A 22,889-nucleotide genomic window follows, 5' to 3' on the forward strand; every position below is an offset into this window, starting at 1 on the left:
CGATAAGCGCGGCAAAACACTAAAAAGAGTCCTAAAATCAACTATATTCAATGACATAGTTATAACCACGACCATCGCGGCACCCGAATGACCAACGATCCAGATATCGATTTATTATTAAAAAAACTCATAGTGCCAACCCAGGATTTGGCGCAACTCAGCTTTTGCTCAGGAAACAAAGAAGCGCAGGTCAAGCTCTGGCTGAAAGCGCTTCCCTTGACCCAGGTACAACAGGTAAGCGTGCAGCTCTACAGCGCCGTGCATGAGGTCAGTCGTTTGCGTACCAGCAGTGAAAACCGGCTCGCGATTCTTGAGTTGCTGCGCAGTGCGATACACCAGACCCTTAGCGGGCTGGCATTGAAGTATTTGAACCAGCCATTAATTTTGCCGGAAGCCGCACTTAAGACAGCGACGGTTGCCCAGGCCATCCAAAAACATTTTCTCAATAGCTACCTCACCGTGGTGCGCGAACTTTGCGTCGCGCGCGACTCGAAAGAGTTGCAGGCGCAACAGGCGCTCGCTATCCATCGCGCGCTGACGGCGCTGGGTTTATTGTTATTGCGCTCCTACCAATTATATTTGCCGGTTGCCAGTCAGGTTTGGGCCGAAGTGCATGCACTCTATAAATTGGCCTGCGTTCTGAAACTGGAGCAATTACCTGTCGAGGACAACCTGCCCCATCACCATGGGCTAAAAACGATTCACAACGTTTACCTGCGCATACTCATGCTCGCCACGGCGCGGCCAAACCAATTGCGCCAGGATGAAATCGAAAGCACCTACAACTTGCTGGAGATGCTTGCACCTATGGCCGAGTTGGATACCTATAATCCCGCCGGTAAAGAAAACCTGTTTGTTGTACTCACCAACAGCAGCCGTCCGCCGTTTTATAAATCCCATTGGCGTCCGGCGAGCAACCCCGGTGAACAACCGCCACTGGAGATTCGCACCAGTCATTTGGTAGGCAAACTTCAGGATCAACAAAAAGTCGGTAATGAAGGCGTTGATGCGAGTGTAAGCATCCGCAACCAACTGAATTTGTCTGCTTCATTGACTAAACATCTGGCGCAAGCCTGGAGCCATTTGGCGCTGCGCAGTTTTGAACGGCAGGATGTCAATGCCGAAATTGAAGTGACTGTCGGCCTTACCAATATCCATTTTCATTTGGCGGGCGAACAGCCATTCAATCTTTTCCTGAATCAAAGCAGCGCTGTAGCCGGCGCGCCAGAGAAAGGGGCGATCTACCAAAAACGCGGCATCCAGCTCAAAAGCAATGAAATTAAAAAGGAAGATGATCCCTGGGGCGAGGCGTTTGATATCGCGGGCACTATATTCGATGGCCGCGAGCGCGCCACGACGAATATTGAAATGAAAATTAAATCCCAGGAGAAAGAGAGTTACCAAGGCCAGCATCCGGTTTACACGGTACCCTTGATGGATCGTAGTGCCGGCGGTTATGGCCTTGAATGGCGCAACGAGATTCCAATGCAAGTCCGCGCTGGCGAACTACTCGGTTTGCGCGAATATGGCCGCAATAAATGGGCGATTGGCGTAGTGCGCTGGGCACATCAAATTAAAGGCGCAACGCAATTAGGCATCCAGATTCTTGCGCCCCATGCAATTCCGGTTGGGCTCGCTGCTGTGCACAAAACCGGCGGTTATGCGGAGTACCTGCGCGCATTGCAAATTCCCGAACTGCGCGCCGTCAATCAACCACCCACCTTGATCACCAATGCCATCTCATTCCATGAACATAATAAGGCTCGTCTCTATGCCCAAGCCCAGCCCGGCGTTAGTAATGAGGGCGATAAATCAATCCAACTGACACAGCGGTTATTTGCCACAGGCGCCTTTAGCCAATTTGGTTTTCGTGAACTGGTCACAGCAAAACCGGAAGCAAAAACAGCGAAGGATGATTTCGATTCGGTGTGGGAATAATTTGCCCAGGTTGTATACATGCGAGCGCGAACCAGTCCACAAAATTCTCGACCAGATCGCATAAATAGAATGACAAGTTGAGTGACTGACTGAATTCAGTAATATAGCCGCGGCAAGGATCCTTCAATTGTCAACGCAAGCAGTTGGCGACACAAGGTAGAGTTTTTCGGCTTATCGGTAAACTCCCGTCATGAAATTCGACAAAAAGATCGACAAAACGCCGCAAGGAACGAGACAAACAAGCCGATACGAACTCATGCGCAAAAAAACGCGCTATAGTCAAACACGAGCGAAGCCCTGAACATCGCCTGACTACATAGAAGATATATGACCAATACCGATACTATCCGACTCCTGATTCTGAACAATCAGCGCTCAGAAGCCGAGCGCTTGATCAGTATGCTGCATGCTTCTGGCCACCCCTGCCGCGCCCAACATGTTGAGAGCGAAGAAGCGCTGGTTAAGCTGTTACAAGAGCAGAGCTGGGATTTGCTCATCGGCAATAACAACACGACCTCCCCCACGCCCCAGGTGGCAATTAAACAAATCCGTCGCCTGAACAAAGATGTCCCGGTCATTCTGCAATATGAAGACGATGGAGAAGGCAATTCGTTTGCGGTTGTGGAAGGTTTGCGCATAGGCGCTACCGATGTGGTCAACCTCGATGACGACCAGCATTTGCTGCTGGTGATCGACCGCGAACTGGCGAACCGCGAACATCGCCAGGCGCGCCGCAATACTGATCGCCGCTTCCGCGAAGCCGAGCGCCGCAGCCAACAGTTACTCGATAGTTCGCGCGATGCTATCGCCTTTATCCAGGACGGACTTTATCTCTACGCCAACGAATCCTTTGCCGAACTTTTTGGCTACCAGAACCGCGACGATATCGAAGCCATGCCGATTATGGACATGGTGGCCAATAACGATCAGGTACGCCTGAAAAACTTCTTGAAAGATTTCACCTTTAAAGGGGATGAGGCCGAATCCAGCAGCCTCGGTTTTACCGGCATTACGCAAGATGGCAACGAAACCCAAATTGACCTGGAAGTATCACTTGTCACTTATGACGAAGAGCCCTGTATCCAATTCCTTGCACGCGCAGCTACGACGTCTGTCACCAACGCCAACAACGTGGAACTGGAAGCACAACTTAAGCAAATCAAATGGCAGGATTTGGTCACCGGCGTTTATAACCGCCAATACTTGCTCAACCAACTCGATCACATCATCGATACTGTGGATGAAAAGCAGTATTACTGCCTCTTCTACATCGAGTTGGACAAATTCAGCGAGCGCATTAAAAATACCTTTGGTGTCACCGGCTCTGATTTGGCATTGATCGACATAGCCACCCTGCTGCGCGCCAAGGCCAATACCAGCGATACTATCGCCCGCCTCGGCGATTCCACCTTCGCCATTATTTCGCCCAACGTGAAAGCCGATGCCGCAGTCAACCGTGCCCTGCAGCTTTGCAAAGACGTGGAATCGCACATTATCGATATCGATCATAAGACCTTGCAGATCACTTGCAGCATCGGGATTTCATTAATCAACGAAACCACCACCAGCACCAATACCGTAATTGAGCAAGCGCGCAGTGCAATGGAAAAGATCAATGCCAACGACGGTAATTGCGCATTGCTGTTTGAACCAGAAACCCCCAGGCTCGATATCAAAATCGACATCAACACCGCCATCCAGCAAGCGCTGGATAACGACCGCTTCCGCTTATTGTTCCAACCGATTATCAGCCTGCGCGGCTCCGACGAAGAGTATTACGAAGTCTATCTGCGCATGGTTGATGAAAACGGCAATGAAATTTCGCCCAATCACTTTTTGGAGGCCGCATCCAATATGAGCGCCGCCACCAAAATTGACCGCTGGGTGATTTTGGAATCAATCAAAATGTTGTCGCAGCATCGCGCCAAAGGCAATAAAACCAAACTTATCGTGAATATTGGCCGCCAATCCCTGTGTGATGAATCCTTGATTCCCTGGCTGGCAGTTGCATTCAAAGCGGCGAAGCTCACATCTGACTCCATCGTGTTCCAGGCGCAAGAAATTGATGTCACCAATCATCTGAATGCCGCCAAGAATTTCTCTGAAGGTTTGGGCAAATTGAAAACCAGTTTTGCGATCAGCAACTTCGGCTGCTCATTGAATCCATTTAATACCCTTACCCATGTTCCCGCCACGATGATCAAAGTGGATGGTTCATTTACTACCGATATCCAAAACAATAATGAGAGCCCGGAGACGCTGATCCAACTGATCGAAAAACTCAACGGCGAAAGCAAGATCACCCTGGTGCCCTTTGTGGAGAATGCGAGCGTGCTTTCCACCCTCTGGCAGGCTGGTGCCCATTACATCCAAGGTCATTATTTGCAGGAACCAAGCCACGGAATGACCTACGATTTCAATATGGAAAGCTAAGCCTCTTGGCATAAGCAAGAAACCTGACCCGGTACGAAAACCGGCCGCACCAGGTACGGAAATCTGTCTTACCTGGTGCGAAAATTTTCTACTATCCCTCTCCAAGTTCGAGTTTAAGACGCCAACGCACTAAATACGTGCATGCATCACAAAACACTTCTTTACACAATTTTCACGATTACTTTTTTCCGCAATAAAGAATAACCTCCGCGCAAACATCACTTAAAAAACAAGATGTTATCAACCACGTTTAGCCTCTAATCGAAATAGATTTATCGCATAAAATAAGATAAATGATAAACGCCACGCCGAGATGGCCGTTAAATCTATTTCAGAGTACTCGCCAAAATAGATCCCCTTGCATCGATAGCAATGCCTATTCCGATTTGGCTTACGGCTGCCCTACCGATATGGCTTACCGCTGTTCAATGCATTCAGGATCACCTCCAATAACACGCTGTGATAACGGGCTTTATGCGCCAAGGCTTAACTAAAAAAATGCCTGGTGTTTGGTATTTCCGGTACCTCATTACCCGTTAGAAAGCTGCCGACCCCATCGGCACTCATCTCTGAGGAAGAACTATGAGTAGCTTTAATACCTCAGCGAAGGACCCCCGCCCGGCAAGTGCGCTAACCCGCTCACTTTGCGCACTTGGGCTGTCTCTCGCCTTATCAACCCTGTCGCTCCAGACACACGCCGCTTGCCAATATCAGGTGACCGGCCAATGGAGTAACGGATTCACCGCTACGGTCAAAGTGACCAACGACACTAGTGCCGCAATCACCAGTTGGTCGCTCGGCTGGCAGTACGCGGGCGACAACCGCATTACTGGCGGTTACGATGCCACTTTCAGCGGTACCAATCCTTACACGATCAAGAACGCCAGTTGGAATGGCACTATCCAGCCCAACCAAAGCATTACCTTTGGTTTTCAAGGGACTAAAGGCGCGGCGGCGGCCGAGATTCCAGCATTGACTGGTGCGATCTGCGGCGCGGTTCCTGCCTCCTCATCAAGCAGCTCAATCGCCACCTCACCTAGCAGTTCATCGCGCTCAAGCAGTTCAAGTTTAATAGCACCAAGCAGCAGCTCAACGCCGAGCTCAAAATCTTCGACCTCATCGTCCTCATCTGTGGCAACGGCGGCCTGGTCACTGAATACCACCGATTCTTATATAAACTTCGCCACGACTAAAAACACTCACAATCTTGAAGTGCATAACTTCACGACAATTACCGGCGACATCAGTAACACCGGTATAGCGACCCTGACTATCGACCTGAACACCGTGAATACCGGTGTCGCCCTGCGCGATCAGCGTATGCGGGACCTGCTGTTCCAGACATCAACCTATCCAGCCGCAACCGTGACAGTCGCACTGCCGACCACTTTGTTAAGCAGTCTGGTTGTTGGTCAAGCCACGGCAACGGATATTTCGGCAAGCTTGAACTTACATGGAGTGACCGGTGTGATTACCGCCAAAGTCGCCGTCCAGAAGCTGTCCGGCTCACGCATCCTCGTCCAAAACCTTGCGCCGGTATTAGTGAAAGCCGGTGATTACTCGCTCACCGATGGGGTGGAAGCCCTGCGTGCTGCGGTCGGCATTGCCTCGATCAGTGTCGCTGTCCCAGTGGATTTCGCACTCGTTTTCGACGCGCGTTAATTGGAAGGAGCATAGAGAAATGACTATGAAAAAATTATTGCAACTTTCGCTGCTTTCCACCGGGCTTGTTGCCGGCGTGCTGGCATCCAGCGCTGCCATTGCACAAGGCGCCTGTAGCGTTAATTATCAAACCGAAAATAACTGGGGAGCAGGTGCCCAGTACAAAGTGACACTCACCAATACCGGTGCAGCAAAAACCAGTTGGGAACTCTGCTGGACGTTTGCGGGCAATGAAACTGTGTCCAGCCTATGGGAAGGGACATATGCACAAACCGGCAAAAATGTTTGTGTGAAGAATGTTGGTTACAACGGCAACTTGGCGGCCAACGGTGCTATTTCGTTTGGGTTGATTACGACTAATCCCGGCAGTGCACCTACTAACTACACCCTTAATGGTGTGGCTTGTGGTGGCTCGACCAACTCCGCAACAAGCTCTTCAACCAGTAGTACGAATGCGAGTGGCACACCTTGGAGCAGCAGCACCAGTAACAGCAGTAGCAGCGCTCCTTCTGCCCCTGCGCGCTGGCTGGTTGATGGCACCAACTCCACCTTCCACTTTGTTACGGTGAAGAAAAATACCGCCGGTGTAGAAACGCCGGAGAACATTACCTTCAGCCAGTTGCAAGGTACTGTAGCGGCCAATGGCCAAGCGACCCTGACCATCCCGCTGGCAAGCATTTCCAGTGGTGTGGATCTGCGCAATACCCGCTTGAAAGAGATTCTCTTCGAATCCCAATACCTGCCCAGCCTGCACTTCACTACCCAGCTCGACCTCGCAGCAGTTGATGCCATGGCCGCCGGTAGTATCAAGGTGCAAAGCGTCACCGGTAATCTGGTATTGCATGGTGTTGTTAAATCAGTGGTGTTTGATGCATTGGTGGTGAAGCACGCCAATAACAGCATCAGTTTCTCGCCGCGCAGACCTATCGCAATCAACGCCACTGATTTCGATCTGGATGCCGGTATTGAAGCCCTGCGTGTTTTGATGAGCCTCAGCACCATCGGTGAAAAAGTCCCGGTTTACTTCAAGGTATACCTGAACCGCGACAACCCTACCAATGTACCGGCAATCACTTTGGCGACTGCACCTAACGCAGCACTCAACCTGAACGGATCTGTCAGCAACACCACCGGCGCCGCTAATCTCAACTGGGCCGATGCAAGCAGCAACGAAACCGGCTTTTTGGTTCGTCGCAAAGGTGCTGATGGCCGTTGGGAGACTGCCAACAACAACGCAGCCAATACCGTTAGCTATATCGATAACCTGACTGCCACGGGCAGTTACGACTACAAGGTTATCAGCTATACCGACAGTATCCCGGCGTCCGCAACTGCCCCCCTAACCCTCGTTTATAACGGTGCCAGCTCTTCTAAAAGCAGCGCCTCCAGCACCTCGGCAACCTCGGTTAGCTCCTCCAGCAAAAGCGCAACCTCGGTTAGCTCCGGCAGCTCCAGTAGTGCCGGTGCGTTAGTGGGTAACGCGACTAATGGTGCGAGTCTCTGGACCCAACGCGGTTGCGTCGGCTGTCACGGTGTTGATGGTGAAAAGAACGCCAACGGCACTGTCGCGCTCAATCCGTTGAATCCGAATCGCTCGGTGTATCGCCACACCAATGACAACCGCGACCTTGCGTTGCGCGACTTTATCGCCACCTGGATGCCACTGGGTAACGAAGGTAGCTGTACCGGCCAATGTGCCGCTGACCTCGAAGCCTACCTGTTCACCTGGCGCAGACCGAGCGACGGCATTCCCGATAGACCGGCGACCGCGTTCTCCTGTCCATCGACCGCGCCAAGTTACGGCCAACGTACCCTACGCTTGCTGACCAAAGCCGAATACCAACGCTCGGTACGCGATCTGGTGAATTATCAGGAAGACTTGCTGACTCGCCTGCCTGACGATTTCATCTCCGGCGCCTTCGTGAACAACAATGCCCTGGAAATCGACAAGACCCGCTACACCAGCTACTTGTCTACCGCCGAACGCATCGCTGCGAATGTAGCCACTCGCTGGAATGCCGTGCTGGCTTGTACTCCAAGTACCGCCAACACCACCTGTGCCGACAAGCTGGTCAATGACCTGGCGCCGAAGATTTTCCGTCGTCCGCTAAGTGCAACCGAGAAAACCGCATATACAGGTCTGGCGCGCGGCACCACTGGCTCACGTACTCAAGCTGAAGGGATGGAACTTGCATTGGCAACGATGTTGTCATCGCCACAATTCCTGTATCGCTCGGAAGTGGGCACACTCTCCAGCGGCAATGTCTACAAGCTTGACGGCTACGAAATGGCGACCTACCTCAGCTATACGCTGACCGGCAGTACGCCGAATGCCGATCTGATCGCTGCTGCCGCCCGCGGTGATTTAAATACTGCAGCGGGCATTCGCCAGCAAGCGACAATCCTGCTCAACGCGGCCAATACCAAATTACTGCTGGGCGATTTCGTCAATCGCTGGTTGGCGACGGAATCCCTCACCACCCAATCCAAAGATGGCGTTGCCAACTTTACGGTGCTGGCGAAAGACATGCAGTTGGAGCTAGGCAAAAACTTCGCCAGCGCAATGCTGGATAGCAGTTCAACCTTCGCGACCATCTACAACCCGACCTACACCAACGTGAACCAACGTCTGGCCAGCCACTATGGTTTGGGATTCAGCGGCACCCAGGATGCGGACGGATTTGTACGCGTGAACACCAGCGATCGCGGCGGGATTTTGGTATCGGGTGCATTTATGTCCCGCTACGCTACGCCTGCCGATTCCAACCTGATCACTCGCGCAGTAGCAGTTCGTCGCAAGATGATGTGCCAGGACATTCCCGAGCCACCGGCCGGTGTGTCACTTGACCGCGAAGCCTTGGCGCAACGCGATGCGGTATTTTTCAACGATCCGAAAACCACCCAGCGCATGATTGCCGACCGCATCACCGCCGGTACCACCTGTTCCAACTGTCACGCGGAAATCATTAACCCGCTCGGTGGCGGCCTGGAAAACTTCGATGCCGCTGGTCGTGTGCGCAGTGTCGACTTGAAGGGCAATCCGGTAGTGACCACAGCGACGTTCTTCTCGCCCTACCAGCACCTGCAATTCCTGAATGATCCGGATCGCGTGATTCACTCCCCGGCCATCACCTTCAGCGGTGCCAAGGATCTCGCCCGCACCATGGTTGAACATCCACTGGTAGCGCAACAGGCACAAACCTGTCTCGCGACCCAGTTTGTCAGCTACAGCAGCGGCATTAATTCTTTGTTCCTGATAGATAAAGATCCTGCGCGTCTGGTGGGCAGCGTGGAAATTCCCGCAGCGGAAAAAACTGGCTATCGCTGTGAAATTAACAACCTGACCAACGTGCTCAGCACCCGTGGTCCGCGCGCAATGCTTGAGGAACTTCCTGCATTGAATTCAGTGATCTATCGGCAGGAGTGGGCGCGCTAATGCGCCCCGCTCTCCCTTGCCCTGTTAACGAATTGGAGTACATAAAATGAGATATAAAGATTGCTTCGATAAAGAGCGCCGGGATTTTCTGCGCGTTGTGAAGCACGCCGGTGTTTCTGCCGGATTGCTGAAAGCCTCCGCGATGATCGGCGGCGTTATGCTCGCGCGCGTTGCAGAAGCGCAGACTACCCCGACCAAATCCTGCTCGGTATTTATGCCTGGCGGCTGTACACCGGCGAAGTTTTTTCCAACCGGCAGCACCATGCCGATCCAGACCATTCCATTACAATCACACTACAACGCCGGTCGTATCGCGCTGATAAAAAATGCGACCATGATGCAAGGCGGACACGGGGTAATGTTCAATCGCTTCAACGATCCAAACCCTTGGGGCAAACAAAGTTTTGATGTGAACCTCGGCAAAACCATCGGCGCAAATTATCCGGTGAAATGTTTGAACCTGGGCACCACTCCGGTAACGGAATTATCGCGCGACTCAGTGCAAATTCCGGCGATTACCAGCCCGCAAGCAGCACTGGATATTTTATTTTCCGGTGGTGGGGGTGGCGGTGGCGGTAGCGTTCCACCGCGCAAATCCCTGGTTGATGTGCACTACGCTGCAGTGAATGAACTCAAAACCAAATTGGGGCAACACGAAAAAATTAAACTCGATAGTCACTTCAATGCTATCCGTGAAATTGAACTCGCGTTGGAAAACACCAACCCAAATCCAAACACCTGTAGCGCACCACCAAACACTAATGCCATCGGTTTTGATGCAACCTCAAAATTAATGACTGACATTGCCGTACTGGCGCTGAGCTGTAATTTGTCTGCATCGGTTTCACTCGCATTCGGTACTGACGAGCATCTTCACTTTTTGGATGCAGTTGCAAAACCACGCGCGTCGCACGATTCGCACCACAACCAGGGCAACCCCAATTACAACGGCTTCTACGACGAAGACGTTGCTTACTACATGTCGCTCACCAAGCAATTGATCGACAAGTTGGAAGCAAAAGGATTGCTCTCTTCCACCATCATTACCCAGGTTTCTGACATGGGTAATGTGGATGCCCACACCGGGCAAAACACACCGATGCTGGTTGCAGGTGCAGGCGTGCGTGGCGGCGTAGTGGATGCGGGCGGGTTATCACAAACCGCACTGTTCCAAAGCGTCGGCCTCAAGCTGCGCGCAGACCAGGGACCAAATGGCGCTGCCTTCAGGAATTGGGGCACGGCAACCATCGCTGGTTTGTTTGCATAACATCGCTGCTTTGCTTGGATTGAAAGTGTCGCAAGTGGAAGCCCGGTGCAAACCGGGTTATCCACAAGGATTAAAACGCTATAGGTAAAACAAAAAATAACAATCGAATATTAAACTGAAAGTGGTTTCTATTATGAAAACGTTAATTGTCTACGCTCATTTACTCGCAGCTTGTGTCGCTGTCGGCCTCTTGTTAATACAGGATCTGGCCTTGGCAAAAACGCGAGGGAAAGCACTTTCTGCATTAGCGAAAAAAGAATTAACCAAAGCGGCAGACATAATGTTTATCGCATTGATAGTGCTATGGATTAGCGGGCTTGCATTAGTGTTGCTTGGGTATATGGAGAATCCGGCGCAATATTTAATGAACGAAAAACTCTGGGCAAAATTCACTGTAGTTGCAGTATTAACCCTCAATGGAATTGCGCTGCACTATTACAGCTTTCCGCGTGTAACCTGTGCGCGCGGATTTATCAGCCTGCCCGGCTACGAACAAATTCTCGTTGCACTTACCGGCGCCATCTCATCCACCTCCTGGCTGTTTGCGTGTTACCTCGGCATCGCCCGCCCATGGAATTACACGGTGGATTACAGCTACATCATGTTTATTTATATTGGCCTACTCACCTGCGCATTTATTGTAGCGGGTGAAACCCTGCGCTCTTTACGCCGCGATGAATCACCAATGTTGACGGAGCAAGCACAATTAAATAGTTCGCAAAAATATGAATAACAATAAATCCAACACTTGGGAAAATAAAAATGCGCTCATGTTGAGCGCTTTTTTATTGCGAATTTCACACCCTACAAACGTTGCATTAGTACGACTTCCGCTTTACTGCCATTTTCAAATGGCCTCAACTATCAATCAAAAACTCGACCCCGGTTGCTGTAAAAAATCAAGCTCTTCCGGTGTTGATTCTCGGCTCAGGATTTTATTGCGATGCGGGTAGCGGCCAAAGCGATCAATAATATTTTTATGCTGGATTTCAAAATCCAAATTCTCTGCAATCCCCAGTTCACGGTACAAAACCACTGCAACCTGATGGATCTCTGCCGACTCACTGTGCATAAAAGGTAGGTATAAAAAGCTGCACTCCACTGGCGACAATGCCTTATCCGCCCCGACTGCCAATGCTTCCTGCGCAAGCGCTAACGCCAAAGAATCATTAGCGAAAGCTTGCGGCGTATCCCTGAAAATATTCCGCGAAAATTGATCAAGAAGAATAATTTCTGCCAACCGCCCTTTCGCCGCCATCCGCCAATCAAATAATTCACAGCGCGCCGCCTTGGTGTGGATGTCAGAGAAGCGATTTCTAATATCCGCATCCAGGTTTTCATCTTTTTTCCACCACTGGGCCGGTGTCAGCTCATTAAACCAAAAGCCGAGAATATCTTCATACATAAGCATTTCCCTCGAAATAAGACGGAGATTATCCGCAGTGAATAGTATGACTTTAGTGGTAGATGATAATTCCGTAATTGTGCAGATTCAGCACCATCTAACAATTTCTACTGCTCGCACTTGCTCAATTTGAATATTGCCCGTTTTAACTGATAATCACTAAACACATTTTCGTCCCGCAAATACCAAAGTGCGGGAGCCAATCCTGGTATGAATATATATTCAGGGGCAGATTCATCTGCTTTAATTTTCCCTGCGGATATATTTAACGCTTTATCAAATGTAAAAAAATCAAGGTCAGAAAACAAACGGTCATTTTTGGAATCCGGATCTTGTGGTTGCCAATCAACACTGGAGGGATCTGTTTTAGAGGAAATAAGGCGTTCGGTAGTAAAACCATTTCCCCAGTCAAACGTAAACCACAAACTCTGCCCTTTCGAACTGACTATAGTGAAATAAACATCGGTCAAGGATTTATGTTTTAACGGTAAGAATTTAGCAGTGACTAATGGTGAACCGTCGTAGGTATAAATGGCACTAGTGATAGGACAATCAGCAAAAGTATGGCCTGCCAACAGCATATTGAGCAAACTTAGGATGGTAACTTTTCTCACAAATACTCCCTCATTTTCAAGATAAAAATCGATTTAATTAGTTTGCCTTCAAATTCATATGAAGCAATGGAAAAGGCCGTCCCTGCCCATCAAACCTGGAGCGACCAACAATATTGAATTCCACAACCACAGATACAAATCTCGTCTGCTACTTAATTTTTAAGCCGAACTGAAGTTTGCACATTAAAGCTTTAGCTAATATGCGGCAGCATTATTGAATCCCTTGACAGCCTGCTCCCACGTACGAGTCAATAACGAAGCATCTCCAATTTCACTATGACTGGGGACAACAAGTTTTGCTTTACCATACCTAGACATTAATTTTTTAGCAGACTCCGGCCACGCTTCCAATCTCGCATCACTTAAATTACCGAGGCCATCCGGTTTAATAAAACAACCACCGAATAAGATTTTTTGAGCAGGCATCCAGACAACCACATTATCTGGAGTATGCCCCGGCCCGGGATAAAAAATTTCAATCTTATTTTTAACTAACCAAAAGCTAGTTCCATCAAAGCTGTGTTTTGCTTGCACCCTATTATCTTTTTTAAGCAATTCATTTGTCAGTTTAGATGCATAGGTAGGAATAGATTTTGAGTTAAGCCATTCTATTCCAGCGGCACTGTCATCGTGGAAGTGTGTTGAAATACTTCCACCGATAGTAAAACCACGTTCCTTAAACCAATTTATTAACTTTTCAGTATCTTCAGCGGAAACAGGAGTATCAATGAGATATGCTTTCCGTTTATCAAGAACTACCAGTCCTTGTTTTGAAACAATACCGTAGCCTTTGTACTCCTCAAAAGAGGTATGAAGATATATTCCCTCTTCAACTTCCTCAATTTTTAATTCCGGCAACAATTCTCCTGCGACAGCAAGATTTAAAGTGCTGAATAAACATAAAATCAATAATAGTTTCATTTTTAACCTCCTTCTAACGTCATGCCAAGCAATCGCTTTTAAGAGATAGTTTTGTACATCAAAATCATAAAGCAGAGTTACTGAACGTGGGGGTAGAATACAAGGACAGAATTCCGCCCTTGAGAGAAATGAAAACCTTAAAGCAACTTATCCCTTTCCCTAAAGCCGAGCAGATACAAAATCGCATCCAAACCTAAATTGGAAATCGCGTGTTCTGCAGAAGCTTTTACCAAGGGTTTTGCGCGGAAGGCGACGCCGAGGCCGGCGACGCTGAGCATGGGGAGGTCGTTGGCGCCGTCGCCGACGGCGATTACTTGCTCCAAGGCAATGCCTTCTTGCTTCGCGAGCATGGCGAGTAATTCGGCTTTGCGTTGGCCGTCGACCACTATACCTTTTACTTCGCCGGTAACCTTGCCGTCGACAATATCCAGTTCGTTGGCGTAGACATAATCGATACCGAGTTTATTTTGCAGATAGCGACCGAAGTAATTAAATCCGCCCGATAAAATTGCAGTTTTGTAACCGAGTTTTTTGAGCGATGAAATTAATTTCTCTGCGCCTTCAGTAATGCGCAATTCATCGGCAATACCGGCGAGCACGGATTCATCCAAACCTTTGAGCAGCGCCATGCGACGGGCGAAACTTTGTTTGAAATCCAATTCACCGCGCATGGCTGCTTCGGTAATTTCGGAAACTTGTTCGCCGACGCCAGCAGCTTTGGCAAGTTCGTCGATGACTTCCGCTTCAATCAAGGTGGAATCCATATCGAAACAGACGAGGCGACGGTTGCGGCGATAAACGGTATCGCGCTGGAATGCAACATCAATATTCAAGCGCGCTGACAGTTCCATAAAATCCGCGCGCAATGCAACCAAATCGGCGGGGGTACCGCGCACAGAAAATTCAACGCAGGCACTGCCCTGATGTTCATTGCCCGCATCCAAATCGGCAAGCGACACGCGGCCGGACAAACGGCTGATGCTATCGATATTCAAACCGTGGGATGAGGTTACGGCAGTCAGCTCTGCGATCATCGCCGCATCAATCTGGCGCGCGAGCAATGTGACTATGTGGCGGGTTTTGCCCTGCTGCTCGGCCCAATGTTCGTAGCTGTCCGGCGCAACGGTTTGGAAACGTACCTGGATACCCAATGGCTGGGCAGCTTGCTGGATTTGCTCCAGCAAGTGCGTGCGCGCATCGGCAGCGATTCGTAATTCCACCAAAATACCCAGTGCCAGGGTATCGTGGATCACGGCTTGGCCGATATCCAGAACGCGCGCACCGGCGCGAGCGAGAACATTGGTAATCGCACGGGTGATGCCGGGTTGGTCTTGGCCAGATGCATTAATGAGTAAAAGTTCGTTCACGGTGCCTCTCTATAAGGGGTATCAAACATACGGTTGGCCTGGTGCATGCTAATTTCTGGCACTTGGCACCACCGTATGCCGGGGGCGATTGCGCAAAGCGCGCATTCTAGCGGAATTCATGACCGCTCACAGTAGCTTCTATAAGCGCATCTGCTTTCCGGATACGAGGGGTGAGCCTTAGCATGCATGGAAAACTTAGGCTAGAATGCGATTCCACACGACACTCGCGCGACCTATGGTGTTTAACTGTTCGGGTTGTCGCGATCTGTCCAAATCACTGACTCCGGCAGGAACTGGGGTTAAACCATGAACGCAATAAGATTGAGCACGGACTTAACAACAAGATGGCATTAATCAAAACCTACAAAACTTACCCGCAGCTCAGCCTCTGCAGCTTGCTCCTGATTGTGCTCGGCGCCTTTGGGGCTTGGGCATATATCTACAACAGCGAGCAAAACCAGCGCGAACAGATCAGCCACTATGGTCAGGTACTGGCCAATAGCGCTGCGCGACAAGCGGTGAACGCAACGTTGCAACAAGATTTGGTCAGCTTGCAGGCGATCTTGCTGGAAGTCGGCCAATATCCCAACGTAATTGGTGCGACGATCCACTCGGTGGAAAATAAATTGCTGGTGCAGAGCGGCTTTAAACCCAATCAGGAAATTCAGGGCAGACGCTATGAGTTCTCGGCACCTATCGCGTTACACAATAATGTCGCGGGTTATCTGGAAGTTACGCTGGATGTGCCGCGACACAACGAGCGCGATTACTGCTTTTTTATGCTGTGGATGGCAGCGGTGTTTTTCTCGCTGCTGGTGATTTGGTGGTCGATCCAACGCCAATGGTGGGCACAGCTAAAAGATAAATTACCCAGCACCAGTGAGATAGTCACTGCCGTGGTAGAAAAAATGCCGACAATCAATGATATCCCCGAACCTGAGCCTGAACTACCGAAAGAGGTATCGGTGCGTTTGAGCCTTGATATTGTCAACATGGGCAAGCTGTACCAGCAATTAAACAGCGAAAGTTTTGCCATCGTATTGCGCCGGTTTGAAAAACAATTGCAGGGCGTATTAAATTTATACAGCGGCCAGCGCCAGATGTTATCCGGTGAAACCCTGATTATCGATTTCACCGGCGAAGCATTTTACGAATGCAGTTTCCGCGCAGTGTGTGCAGCGCAATTATTAAATAGCCTCACCGCCAAAAGCCCGAGCCCGCGTTTGCATTTGGCAGCAGCGGTACATGAATTATCGGCACCGGTAAGTTCCAATAAATCGCTGCTGAAAGATTTTGTGGTGCAACACAACAATCATTTAAAACCGGATAAGGGCGAGATCCTGATTAGCCAGCGTTTGATTGACAACGATTTACAGGAACATCTGGATATCGTTAGTGACAGCGGAAAATTAGTGGGATTAAAAGCGCCTTATGCTTCATTGTTAGCAAAGCAGGAAGAGCAATTGGTTGGGGCGACAGTTTCTTAATTATTCTTATAGAGGATTGCGGTGCTCTATGGGAGACACGCCGTAAATACCCCCAAGCGGGACCGGCCAGCAATAAATTACTGGCGTTTCGTTGCACACATCGCCTGCGATGAAAGCGCACAACTTCACCCTTGTAGGCTCGACTGCTGCATCCATGCAGCAGACGGTCTCGCACAGGACACCGCAATCCACCGGCAAAATTTTCGCAGCAAGTGGTTTACGCTGTCACATATCTGCAACCAATCCATCACATAACCGTCATCCCACAGTCATAACCTTGCGCTATCGCCCATCGCAAGGTTATGACTACCATGCTCAATATCGAAGAATCCCTCACTAATAAATTCCCGGGCTTTACCCAACAATCGCCCATTGTCCGCAACTCCACCTTGAGCCTGTTGCGCAGGCTTACCCACGAGCGGGAAATCAATGCATTTTTGCACGAGCACGAAGGCAATCGCGGTATCGATTTTATCGATCGCATTTTTGAATATTTTAATTTCAGCTACAGCATCTCCCAACGTGAGCGTAACAATATTCCGGCGCAGGGCCGGGTAATTATTATTGCCAACCATCCAATCGGTTCACTCGATGGCTTGGCCTTGGTGCGTTTGGTAAGCGAAGTTCGCAAGGATGTCAAAATCATCGCCAACGATATGCTGATGGCTTTTGAACCACTGCATGATTTGCTGCTGCCGCTCGACAACATGACGCGCGCTGCTTACAAACAAAGTTACAAAAATATCCTGCAAGCGCTTAATAACGATGAAGCGGTGATTATTTTTCCAGCCGGCGAAGTTTCCCGCGCTAGCCCTACCGGTATTAAAGATGGTAAATGGCAAGCGGGGTTTTTGCACTTTGCGCGCAAAACCAATGCGCCGCTGTTACCGATATTTATCTCAGCCAAAAATTCCATGCTGTTCTACAGCGCCTCAATGATTTTCAAACCGCTTGCCACTGCCCTGCTCGCCCATGAAATGTTTAACAAGCGCTCGGCAGAAATTAAATTTCGCGTGGGTGAACTTATTCCACAGCATGCGCTGGAATCGGATCAGCTTGCCGACAAGGCACTGATCAAGCGCCTTAAAAAACATGTGTACAAAATCGGTAAGGGACTTTCATCCAAAAAAAATAGTCCGCCGGTTTTTGTAACGGAAAAAACCATTGCTCACCCGGAAGATCGCTCCGCACTTAAAAAAGAATTTAAAACTGCACAAGTTATCGGCAATACCCGCGATAACCACATTATCTATTTATGCGATTACAACCAGCATCCCGTTGTGCTGCGCGAAGTTGGCCGCTTGCGCGAACAGACATTCCGGTTAGTTGGTGAGGGTACCGGCAGCCGCCGCGATCTGGACAAATACGATCATTACTATCGCCATTTAGTCTTGTGGGATGAAGAAAAACTGTGCATCGCCGGCGCTTATCGCTTGGGTGAAGCACACAAACTGATGAAGAAAAAAGGCGCAGGTTCGCTCTACACCGCCGAGCTGTTTGATTTCCATTCCTCGCTCACACCCTATTTGGAGCAGGGATTGGAATTAGGTCGCAGTTTTGTGCATCCTGATTATTGGGGCAAAGCCAGCCTCGATTATTTATGGCAAGGTCTGGGCGCTTATTTGCAGCACCACCCGCAAGTACGCTATGTATTTGGACCCGTGAGCATGAGTGCGCAGTATCCAAAACCACTGCGCGATTTATTGGTGTTTTATTACGAGCGTTATTTTTTAAAAGGCCATAGTGAATTAAAAAATAGCAGCGATAGCGAAGGCACTTTTGCAGATGGAAAACATCCGTATGAAATTGATGAAGATGTATTGATCGAACTGCAACACCGGTTTGCCAGGCTCGATAGCGATCAAGGTTTTGATCTATTACAGGAAGAGTTTAAAAAACACGATTGCAAAATTCCGGTTCTATTCAAACAATATGCAGGGCTGTATGACGAAGGTGGTTACCATTTGCTCGCCTTCAGTGTGGACTCGGAATTTGGTAATTGTGTCGATGGTTTATTTATGGGCGATTTGACCAGCATGAAAGCGGCAAAACGCGCGCGTTATTTGTCATCCAAGGATCAATCCCCCGTTGGGGTAAAATCTGAAGCCGGCGAAAAATCATTCGGCTGAAACCAATAGCGCGGATTTTTTTCATCGGAAAAAGCTGGCAAATGATGATTCGGGAGCACCAGTAATCGCGTGCCCTCATTCCCGCGCAGAGGAAACGCACGGCTGGTGTGCTCTTGCTGCTGCATATAGGCAATAAGCTCACCGTCATCAATCATTTTTTCCAAGCCATCCTGCAACCATTGCGCCAGCACTTTATTTTTCTGATGTACATAAAAATAGGTTGCGAAGGGGTAATGCAAGATTAGCGGTTCATATACAACCAGATCCGGATATGTAGCGGCGCGCTTGGCCATTTCAATTTTCCCTTGATGGAAACCGCGCGGAAAATAATCGCAGCGTCCGGCAACCAATTGTTTAAATAAACTTTCATAATTAACACTGGTCGCCAAATTGAGTTTTGCATCGCGCAATATCTCGGTGTCACCCCACTGCGCGCCTTGGCAGGCTTTAAGTTTGGCCAAATCTGCTACCGTTTTTATCGCATCAAAATCCGCCACCCGCTCTTTACGAATAATAAATTGGCGATAACCCACTAAACCGCGTTCAAGTGGCACAGGCACCACCAGCAAGCCACGAGCACGCTCTTTACTACCGCCAAGCCAAAAAATATCGATAATACGGTCAGCCCTTAACTCACGCGCCATACGATCTTCTGCCATGTCGATAGTCGTTACCAATTGCGGAACTTCACGGCCATTGGCGGCTTTTTGCAGCGCCTTTTGCAATAATCCGGAGAAGTAAAGGAACGCGGGATCATCGGCTGCGCGCGGCTTGGCAATGCGCAACTCAGATGTTTCTGCCGCATAGAGCACAAAAGGCAAAAGCAGCATTACACCACACATTCTGACAAACCATAATTTCATAAAAATTTATCCAGATAAACGGCCGCTATACAATAGCGTACCGCCGCTGTTCATTATTATTGGGAAAGGTTCGGCAATCTATCTCTGCAAATGCGATTCCGTCAAACATCAAACCAAGGCTAGAGTTGCAATCATCGAAAAAGTATAGGTTAATCCATACCATTAACCTGCGCTTTTATCCTGAAAACAAAGAGTTTCTTATGCATATCCATATTCTTGGCATCTGCGGCACCTTTATGGGCAGCCTTGCCCAACTCGCCAAAGCACTCGGCCACCGCGTCACTGGCAGCGATGCCAATGTTTACCCGCCCATGAGTACACAACTTGGGCAAGCTGGTATTGAACTGATCCAGGGCTTTGATCCCATTTATTTACAACCGCCGCATATGCAAAGCGCGCCCGATTTGGTGATCATCGGCAACGCAATGAGCCGCGGCAATCCCAGTGTGGAATATGTACTCAACCAAGGCATCGCCTACACCTCCGGCCCGCAGTGGCTGCGCGATCATGTACTGCAAGGCAAATGGGTTCTCGCGGTTGCAGGTACCCATGGTAAAACCACAACCTCATCCATGCTGGCGTGGATTCTGGAATACGCAGGAATGGCGCCGGGTTATTTAATTGGCGGCGTGACTAAAAACTTTCCGACCTCTGCACGTTTGGGCAGCACACCTTTTTTTGTGGTGGAAGCCGATGAATATGACAGCGCTTTTTTTGATAAGCGCTCCAAATTTGTTCATTACAATGCGCGCACGGTGATTTTAAATAATCTTGAATTTGATCACGCCGATATTTTCCCCGATCTCGCTGCCATCCAAAAACAATTCCATCATTTGGTGCGCACGGTTCCGAATAACGGGTTATTAATTTCACCGTCGAATGACAGAGCACTCGCCGAAGTCATCCAACAAGGTTGCTGGACACCGCAACAACAATTTGCCGTAATCGATAACGCCACTGAAGAAAATAACCCTGCCGCAGAATGGCAAGCAAAATTAATCCATAGCGATGGATCTTCATTTTCCGTGCTGCATAACGGCGAAGAAGTTGCACAAGTAAACTGGGCACAAACCGGCATCCACAATGTCAATAATGGCTTGGCCGCAATGATCGCCGCGCGCCATGTTGGTGTCACGCCAGAGCATTCATCGGCGGCGCTGGAACAATTTGCCGGCGTAAAACGCCGCATGGAAATAGTGGCCGACATCCACAGCGTAAAAGTCTATGACGACTTCGCCCACCATCCGACCGCCATCAAAACCACCCTTGCCGGTTTACGTGCAAAAGTGGGCGAAGAGAGAATTATCGCCATCATCGAACCCCGCTCCAACACCATGCGTATGGGCGTACACAAAAGCGCCCTCAACCAAAGCGTCACCGATGCGGACGATGTACTCTGGTATCAACCACCCAATGTCGATTGGGCAATGGACGAAATCGTCAACAAAAGCCCCGTCCCCGCAAAGCTCCTGCGCAACCTGGACGAATTAATCCATTTTGCGATTTCACTCAGTGAAGTAAATACACACATTGTGATTATGAGTAATGGCGGGTTTGGTGGTGTACATCAGAAGTTGATTGAGCAGCTGACCAAGCATGCGATGTAACCAAGCTCAAATCTAAAATTTGGGTGCAGTGAAAGCTGCACCCACTAATCATTAACCAAGCAGTTTTGGTGTGGTTTTAAGCTGTTGATCATTCGGCTCTTTGTTGTACCGCTGGATGTAGTGGATATTTGTTATGGCAATATCAAACTGTTGCAAAGGCCTTTTGTTTGGTTATAAACAATCTGATCCTCCATAAAAATTGGCTTTTTACTTCAATTAGCCGTTTCAGCGCTATATCATTCCGTATCTGCATTACATCGGTCATTACCTGCAACAGTGCCAAAGAGCCTGTCATAAAGAGAACCATCCTTTTTCATCTTGTTGACATGAGAGTATCCCCATGAAAATTGCATTAATGAACGAATTTAGTCAAGCCGCGAAAAACGCCATTGTGTTGCAACAATTGCAGGAAGTTGCAGCCGAGCAAAAGCACAGCGTTTACAACGTGGGCATGAGCGATGATAACGACCATTACCTGACTTACATTCATCTGGGCGTAATTGCCAGCCTGTTATTGAATTCAAAAGCGATAGATTTTGTTGTGAGCGGGTGCGGTACCGGCCAAGGTGCGATGATGTCCCTCAACGCGCACCCCGGTGTTTTCTGTGGCTACTGCATCGAGCCGACTGATGCCTATTTGTTTGCGCAAGTGAACAATGGCAACGCGCTGGCATTGCCATTTGCCAAAGGTTTTGGCTGGGGCGCAGAGCTAAATATCCGCACTATTTTTGAAAAGGCATTTACCGGTGTGCGCGGCCAAGGCTATCCTGCGGAACGCCGCGAATCGCAAGTGCGCAATGCGGGCATACTGACCAATATTAAAATTGCTACCGCGAAAAATTATTTAGATGGCTTGCGTGCAATTGATCCGGAAATCGTAAAGACCGCTGTGACTGGCGAACGATTTCAAGCATGTTTTTTTGAAAATTGCCATGACGACAGCATTCGCGCTTTTGTCAATGAAGTATTGGGGAAATAAATTTCTGCGTAGATTTATTAGATGCAGAAATAGAAAAACACCTGCCTGATGGCAGGTGTTTTTCTATTGCAGGCGTTATTCAGGTGACAATTAAACAGAATTAAGCGCTATCATTTTGCCGGTATTTTTGATGAAATGACGCCTAATCACTTCGCAAATGGAGAGCAATTAATGAAACCACGCTCAGTCACTCTCGCGATTACCGGTGCATCCGGTGCCCAATATGGCCTGCGCTTGCTACAGTGTTTGCTGGCAGCAGATTGCAAAGTGTATTTGATGATTTCCAGCGCGGCGGAAGTGGTAATCCGCACGGAGACAGACCTGGATTTGCCACGCGACCTGGAAGAACAGCAAGCGATGCTGTGCGAGATGTACGGTGCCGATGATGAACAACTGCAATTACTCGCCAAAGATGATTGGTTTGCTGCTGTCGCATCGGGCTCAAGTTCACCCAGCTCGATGGTAATTTGCCCGGCCAGTGGCGGGACACTTTCTGCAATTGCGCATGGAGCGAGCAATAATTTAATCGAGCGTGCGGCCGATGTCGCATTGAAAGAGCGACGCAAATTAATTGTAGTACCGCGCGAGACACCCTACTCCGAAATCCATTTGGACAATATGCTCAAGTTGACACAAATGGGCGTGGTGGTATTGCCCGCTAGTCCCGGTTTTTATATGCAGCCGCAAACGGTAGAGGAATTGGTTGATTTTATCGTGGCGCGCATTCTGGATCAGCTTGGCGTGCAACAAGAATTAATGCCGCGCTGGGGCGAGGATTAAT

General features: G+C 49.3%; 16 protein-coding genes. 11 read left to right on the forward strand and 5 right to left on the reverse strand.

Annotated features, from left to right (window positions below):
• The first annotated feature begins 87 nt into the window (after positions 1–87).
• The 6 genes from AC1RJL_RS09690 (at position 88) to AC1RJL_RS09715 (ending at position 11,469) form a co-directional block, all read left to right on the forward strand.
• The gene (locus AC1RJL_RS09690; RefSeq protein WP_492913331.1) at positions 88–1,938 is read left to right on the forward strand and encodes a cyclic-di-GMP receptor FimW-related protein; all 1,851 of its coding nucleotides are present in this window, start codon (positions 88–90) and stop codon (positions 1,936–1,938) included.
• A gap of 327 nt (positions 1,939–2,265) precedes the next feature.
• Entirely contained in the window at positions 2,266–4,371 is a 2,106-nt protein-coding gene (locus tag AC1RJL_RS09695) for an EAL domain-containing protein (RefSeq protein ID WP_492913333.1), read from the forward strand.
• 582 nt (positions 4,372–4,953) lie between these two features.
• Positions 4,954–6,033, forward strand: a complete 1,080-nt coding sequence (locus AC1RJL_RS09700) for a cellulose binding domain-containing protein (RefSeq protein WP_492913335.1) — start codon at positions 4,954–4,956, stop codon at positions 6,031–6,033.
• A 19-nt stretch (positions 6,034–6,052) separates the two neighbouring features.
• The gene (locus AC1RJL_RS09705) at positions 6,053–9,469 is read left to right on the forward strand and encodes a DUF1592 domain-containing protein (RefSeq protein WP_492913337.1); all 3,417 of its coding nucleotides are present in this window, start codon (positions 6,053–6,055) and stop codon (positions 9,467–9,469) included.
• Between the two features lie 46 nt (positions 9,470–9,515).
• Positions 9,516–10,736: a DUF1552 domain-containing protein gene (locus tag AC1RJL_RS09710; protein WP_492913339.1), complete on the forward strand. Its 1,221-nt coding sequence runs from the start codon at positions 9,516–9,518 to the stop codon at positions 10,734–10,736.
• A gap of 133 nt (positions 10,737–10,869) precedes the next feature.
• Positions 10,870–11,469 carry a DUF2214 domain-containing protein gene (locus AC1RJL_RS09715; RefSeq protein ID WP_492913340.1) on the forward strand — a complete coding sequence of 200 codons (600 nt, stop codon included), beginning with the start codon at positions 10,870–10,872 and terminating at the stop codon, positions 11,467–11,469.
• A gap of 135 nt (positions 11,470–11,604) precedes the next feature.
• Here AC1RJL_RS09715 and AC1RJL_RS09720 read toward each other — a convergent pair whose 3' ends face one another.
• From AC1RJL_RS09720 to serB, 4 genes are all read right to left on the reverse strand, one after another.
• The gene (locus AC1RJL_RS09720; protein ID WP_492913342.1) at positions 11,605–12,141 is read right to left on the reverse strand and encodes a DUF924 family protein; all 537 of its coding nucleotides are present in this window, start codon (positions 12,139–12,141) and stop codon (positions 11,605–11,607) included.
• Positions 12,142–12,248: 107 nt separating this feature from the next.
• Complete coding sequence (locus AC1RJL_RS09725) at positions 12,249–12,755, reverse strand: hypothetical protein (RefSeq protein ID WP_492913344.1); 507 nt, start codon at positions 12,753–12,755, stop codon at positions 12,249–12,251.
• A 195-nt stretch (positions 12,756–12,950) separates the two neighbouring features.
• Positions 12,951–13,676, reverse strand: a complete 726-nt coding sequence (blaDIM, locus tag AC1RJL_RS09730; RefSeq protein WP_492913346.1) for a DIM/SIM/IMP family subclass B1 metallo-beta-lactamase — start codon at positions 13,674–13,676, stop codon at positions 12,951–12,953.
• 137 nt (positions 13,677–13,813) lie between these two features.
• A complete protein-coding gene (gene serB, locus AC1RJL_RS09735; protein WP_492913348.1) occupies positions 13,814–15,043 on the reverse strand; it encodes a phosphoserine phosphatase SerB in 1,230 nt (409 codons plus the stop codon).
• 344 nt (positions 15,044–15,387) lie between these two features.
• Here serB and AC1RJL_RS09740 point away from each other — a divergent pair, with 344 nt between their 5' ends.
• On the forward strand, positions 15,388–16,530 hold the full coding sequence (locus tag AC1RJL_RS09740) for a hypothetical protein (protein WP_492913350.1): 1,143 nt from the start codon (positions 15,388–15,390) through the stop codon (positions 16,528–16,530).
• 311 nt (positions 16,531–16,841) lie between these two features.
• A complete protein-coding gene (gene olsF, locus AC1RJL_RS09745; protein ID WP_492913352.1) occupies positions 16,842–18,659 on the forward strand; it encodes a bifunctional ornithine lipid synthase OlsF in 1,818 nt (605 codons plus the stop codon).
• Here olsF and AC1RJL_RS09750 read toward each other — a convergent pair.
• Complete coding sequence (locus AC1RJL_RS09750) at positions 18,608–19,522, reverse strand: substrate-binding periplasmic protein (RefSeq protein ID WP_492913354.1); 915 nt, start codon at positions 19,520–19,522, stop codon at positions 18,608–18,610. The genes olsF and AC1RJL_RS09750 overlap by 52 nt on opposite strands.
• Positions 19,523–19,722: 200 nt before the next feature.
• On the opposite strand from AC1RJL_RS09750, the gene mpl reads away from it, so the two are divergent.
• From mpl to AC1RJL_RS09765, 3 genes are all read left to right on the forward strand, one after another.
• Positions 19,723–21,129, forward strand: coding sequence for a UDP-N-acetylmuramate:L-alanyl-gamma-D-glutamyl-meso-diaminopimelate ligase (gene mpl / locus AC1RJL_RS09755; RefSeq protein WP_492913356.1), 1,407 nt, complete (start codon positions 19,723–19,725; stop codon positions 21,127–21,129).
• Between the two features lie 340 nt (positions 21,130–21,469).
• Positions 21,470–22,108 carry an RpiB/LacA/LacB family sugar-phosphate isomerase gene (locus AC1RJL_RS09760; RefSeq protein ID WP_492913358.1) on the forward strand — a complete coding sequence of 213 codons (639 nt, stop codon included), beginning with the start codon at positions 21,470–21,472 and terminating at the stop codon, positions 22,106–22,108.
• Between the two features lie 171 nt (positions 22,109–22,279).
• Positions 22,280–22,888: a flavin prenyltransferase UbiX gene (locus tag AC1RJL_RS09765; RefSeq protein WP_492913360.1), complete on the forward strand. Its 609-nt coding sequence runs from the start codon at positions 22,280–22,282 to the stop codon at positions 22,886–22,888.
• Position 22,889 lies beyond the last annotated feature (1 nt).

The sequence above is a fragment of the Cellvibrio sp. GW822-FHT04B05 genome, assembly GCF_058800985.1.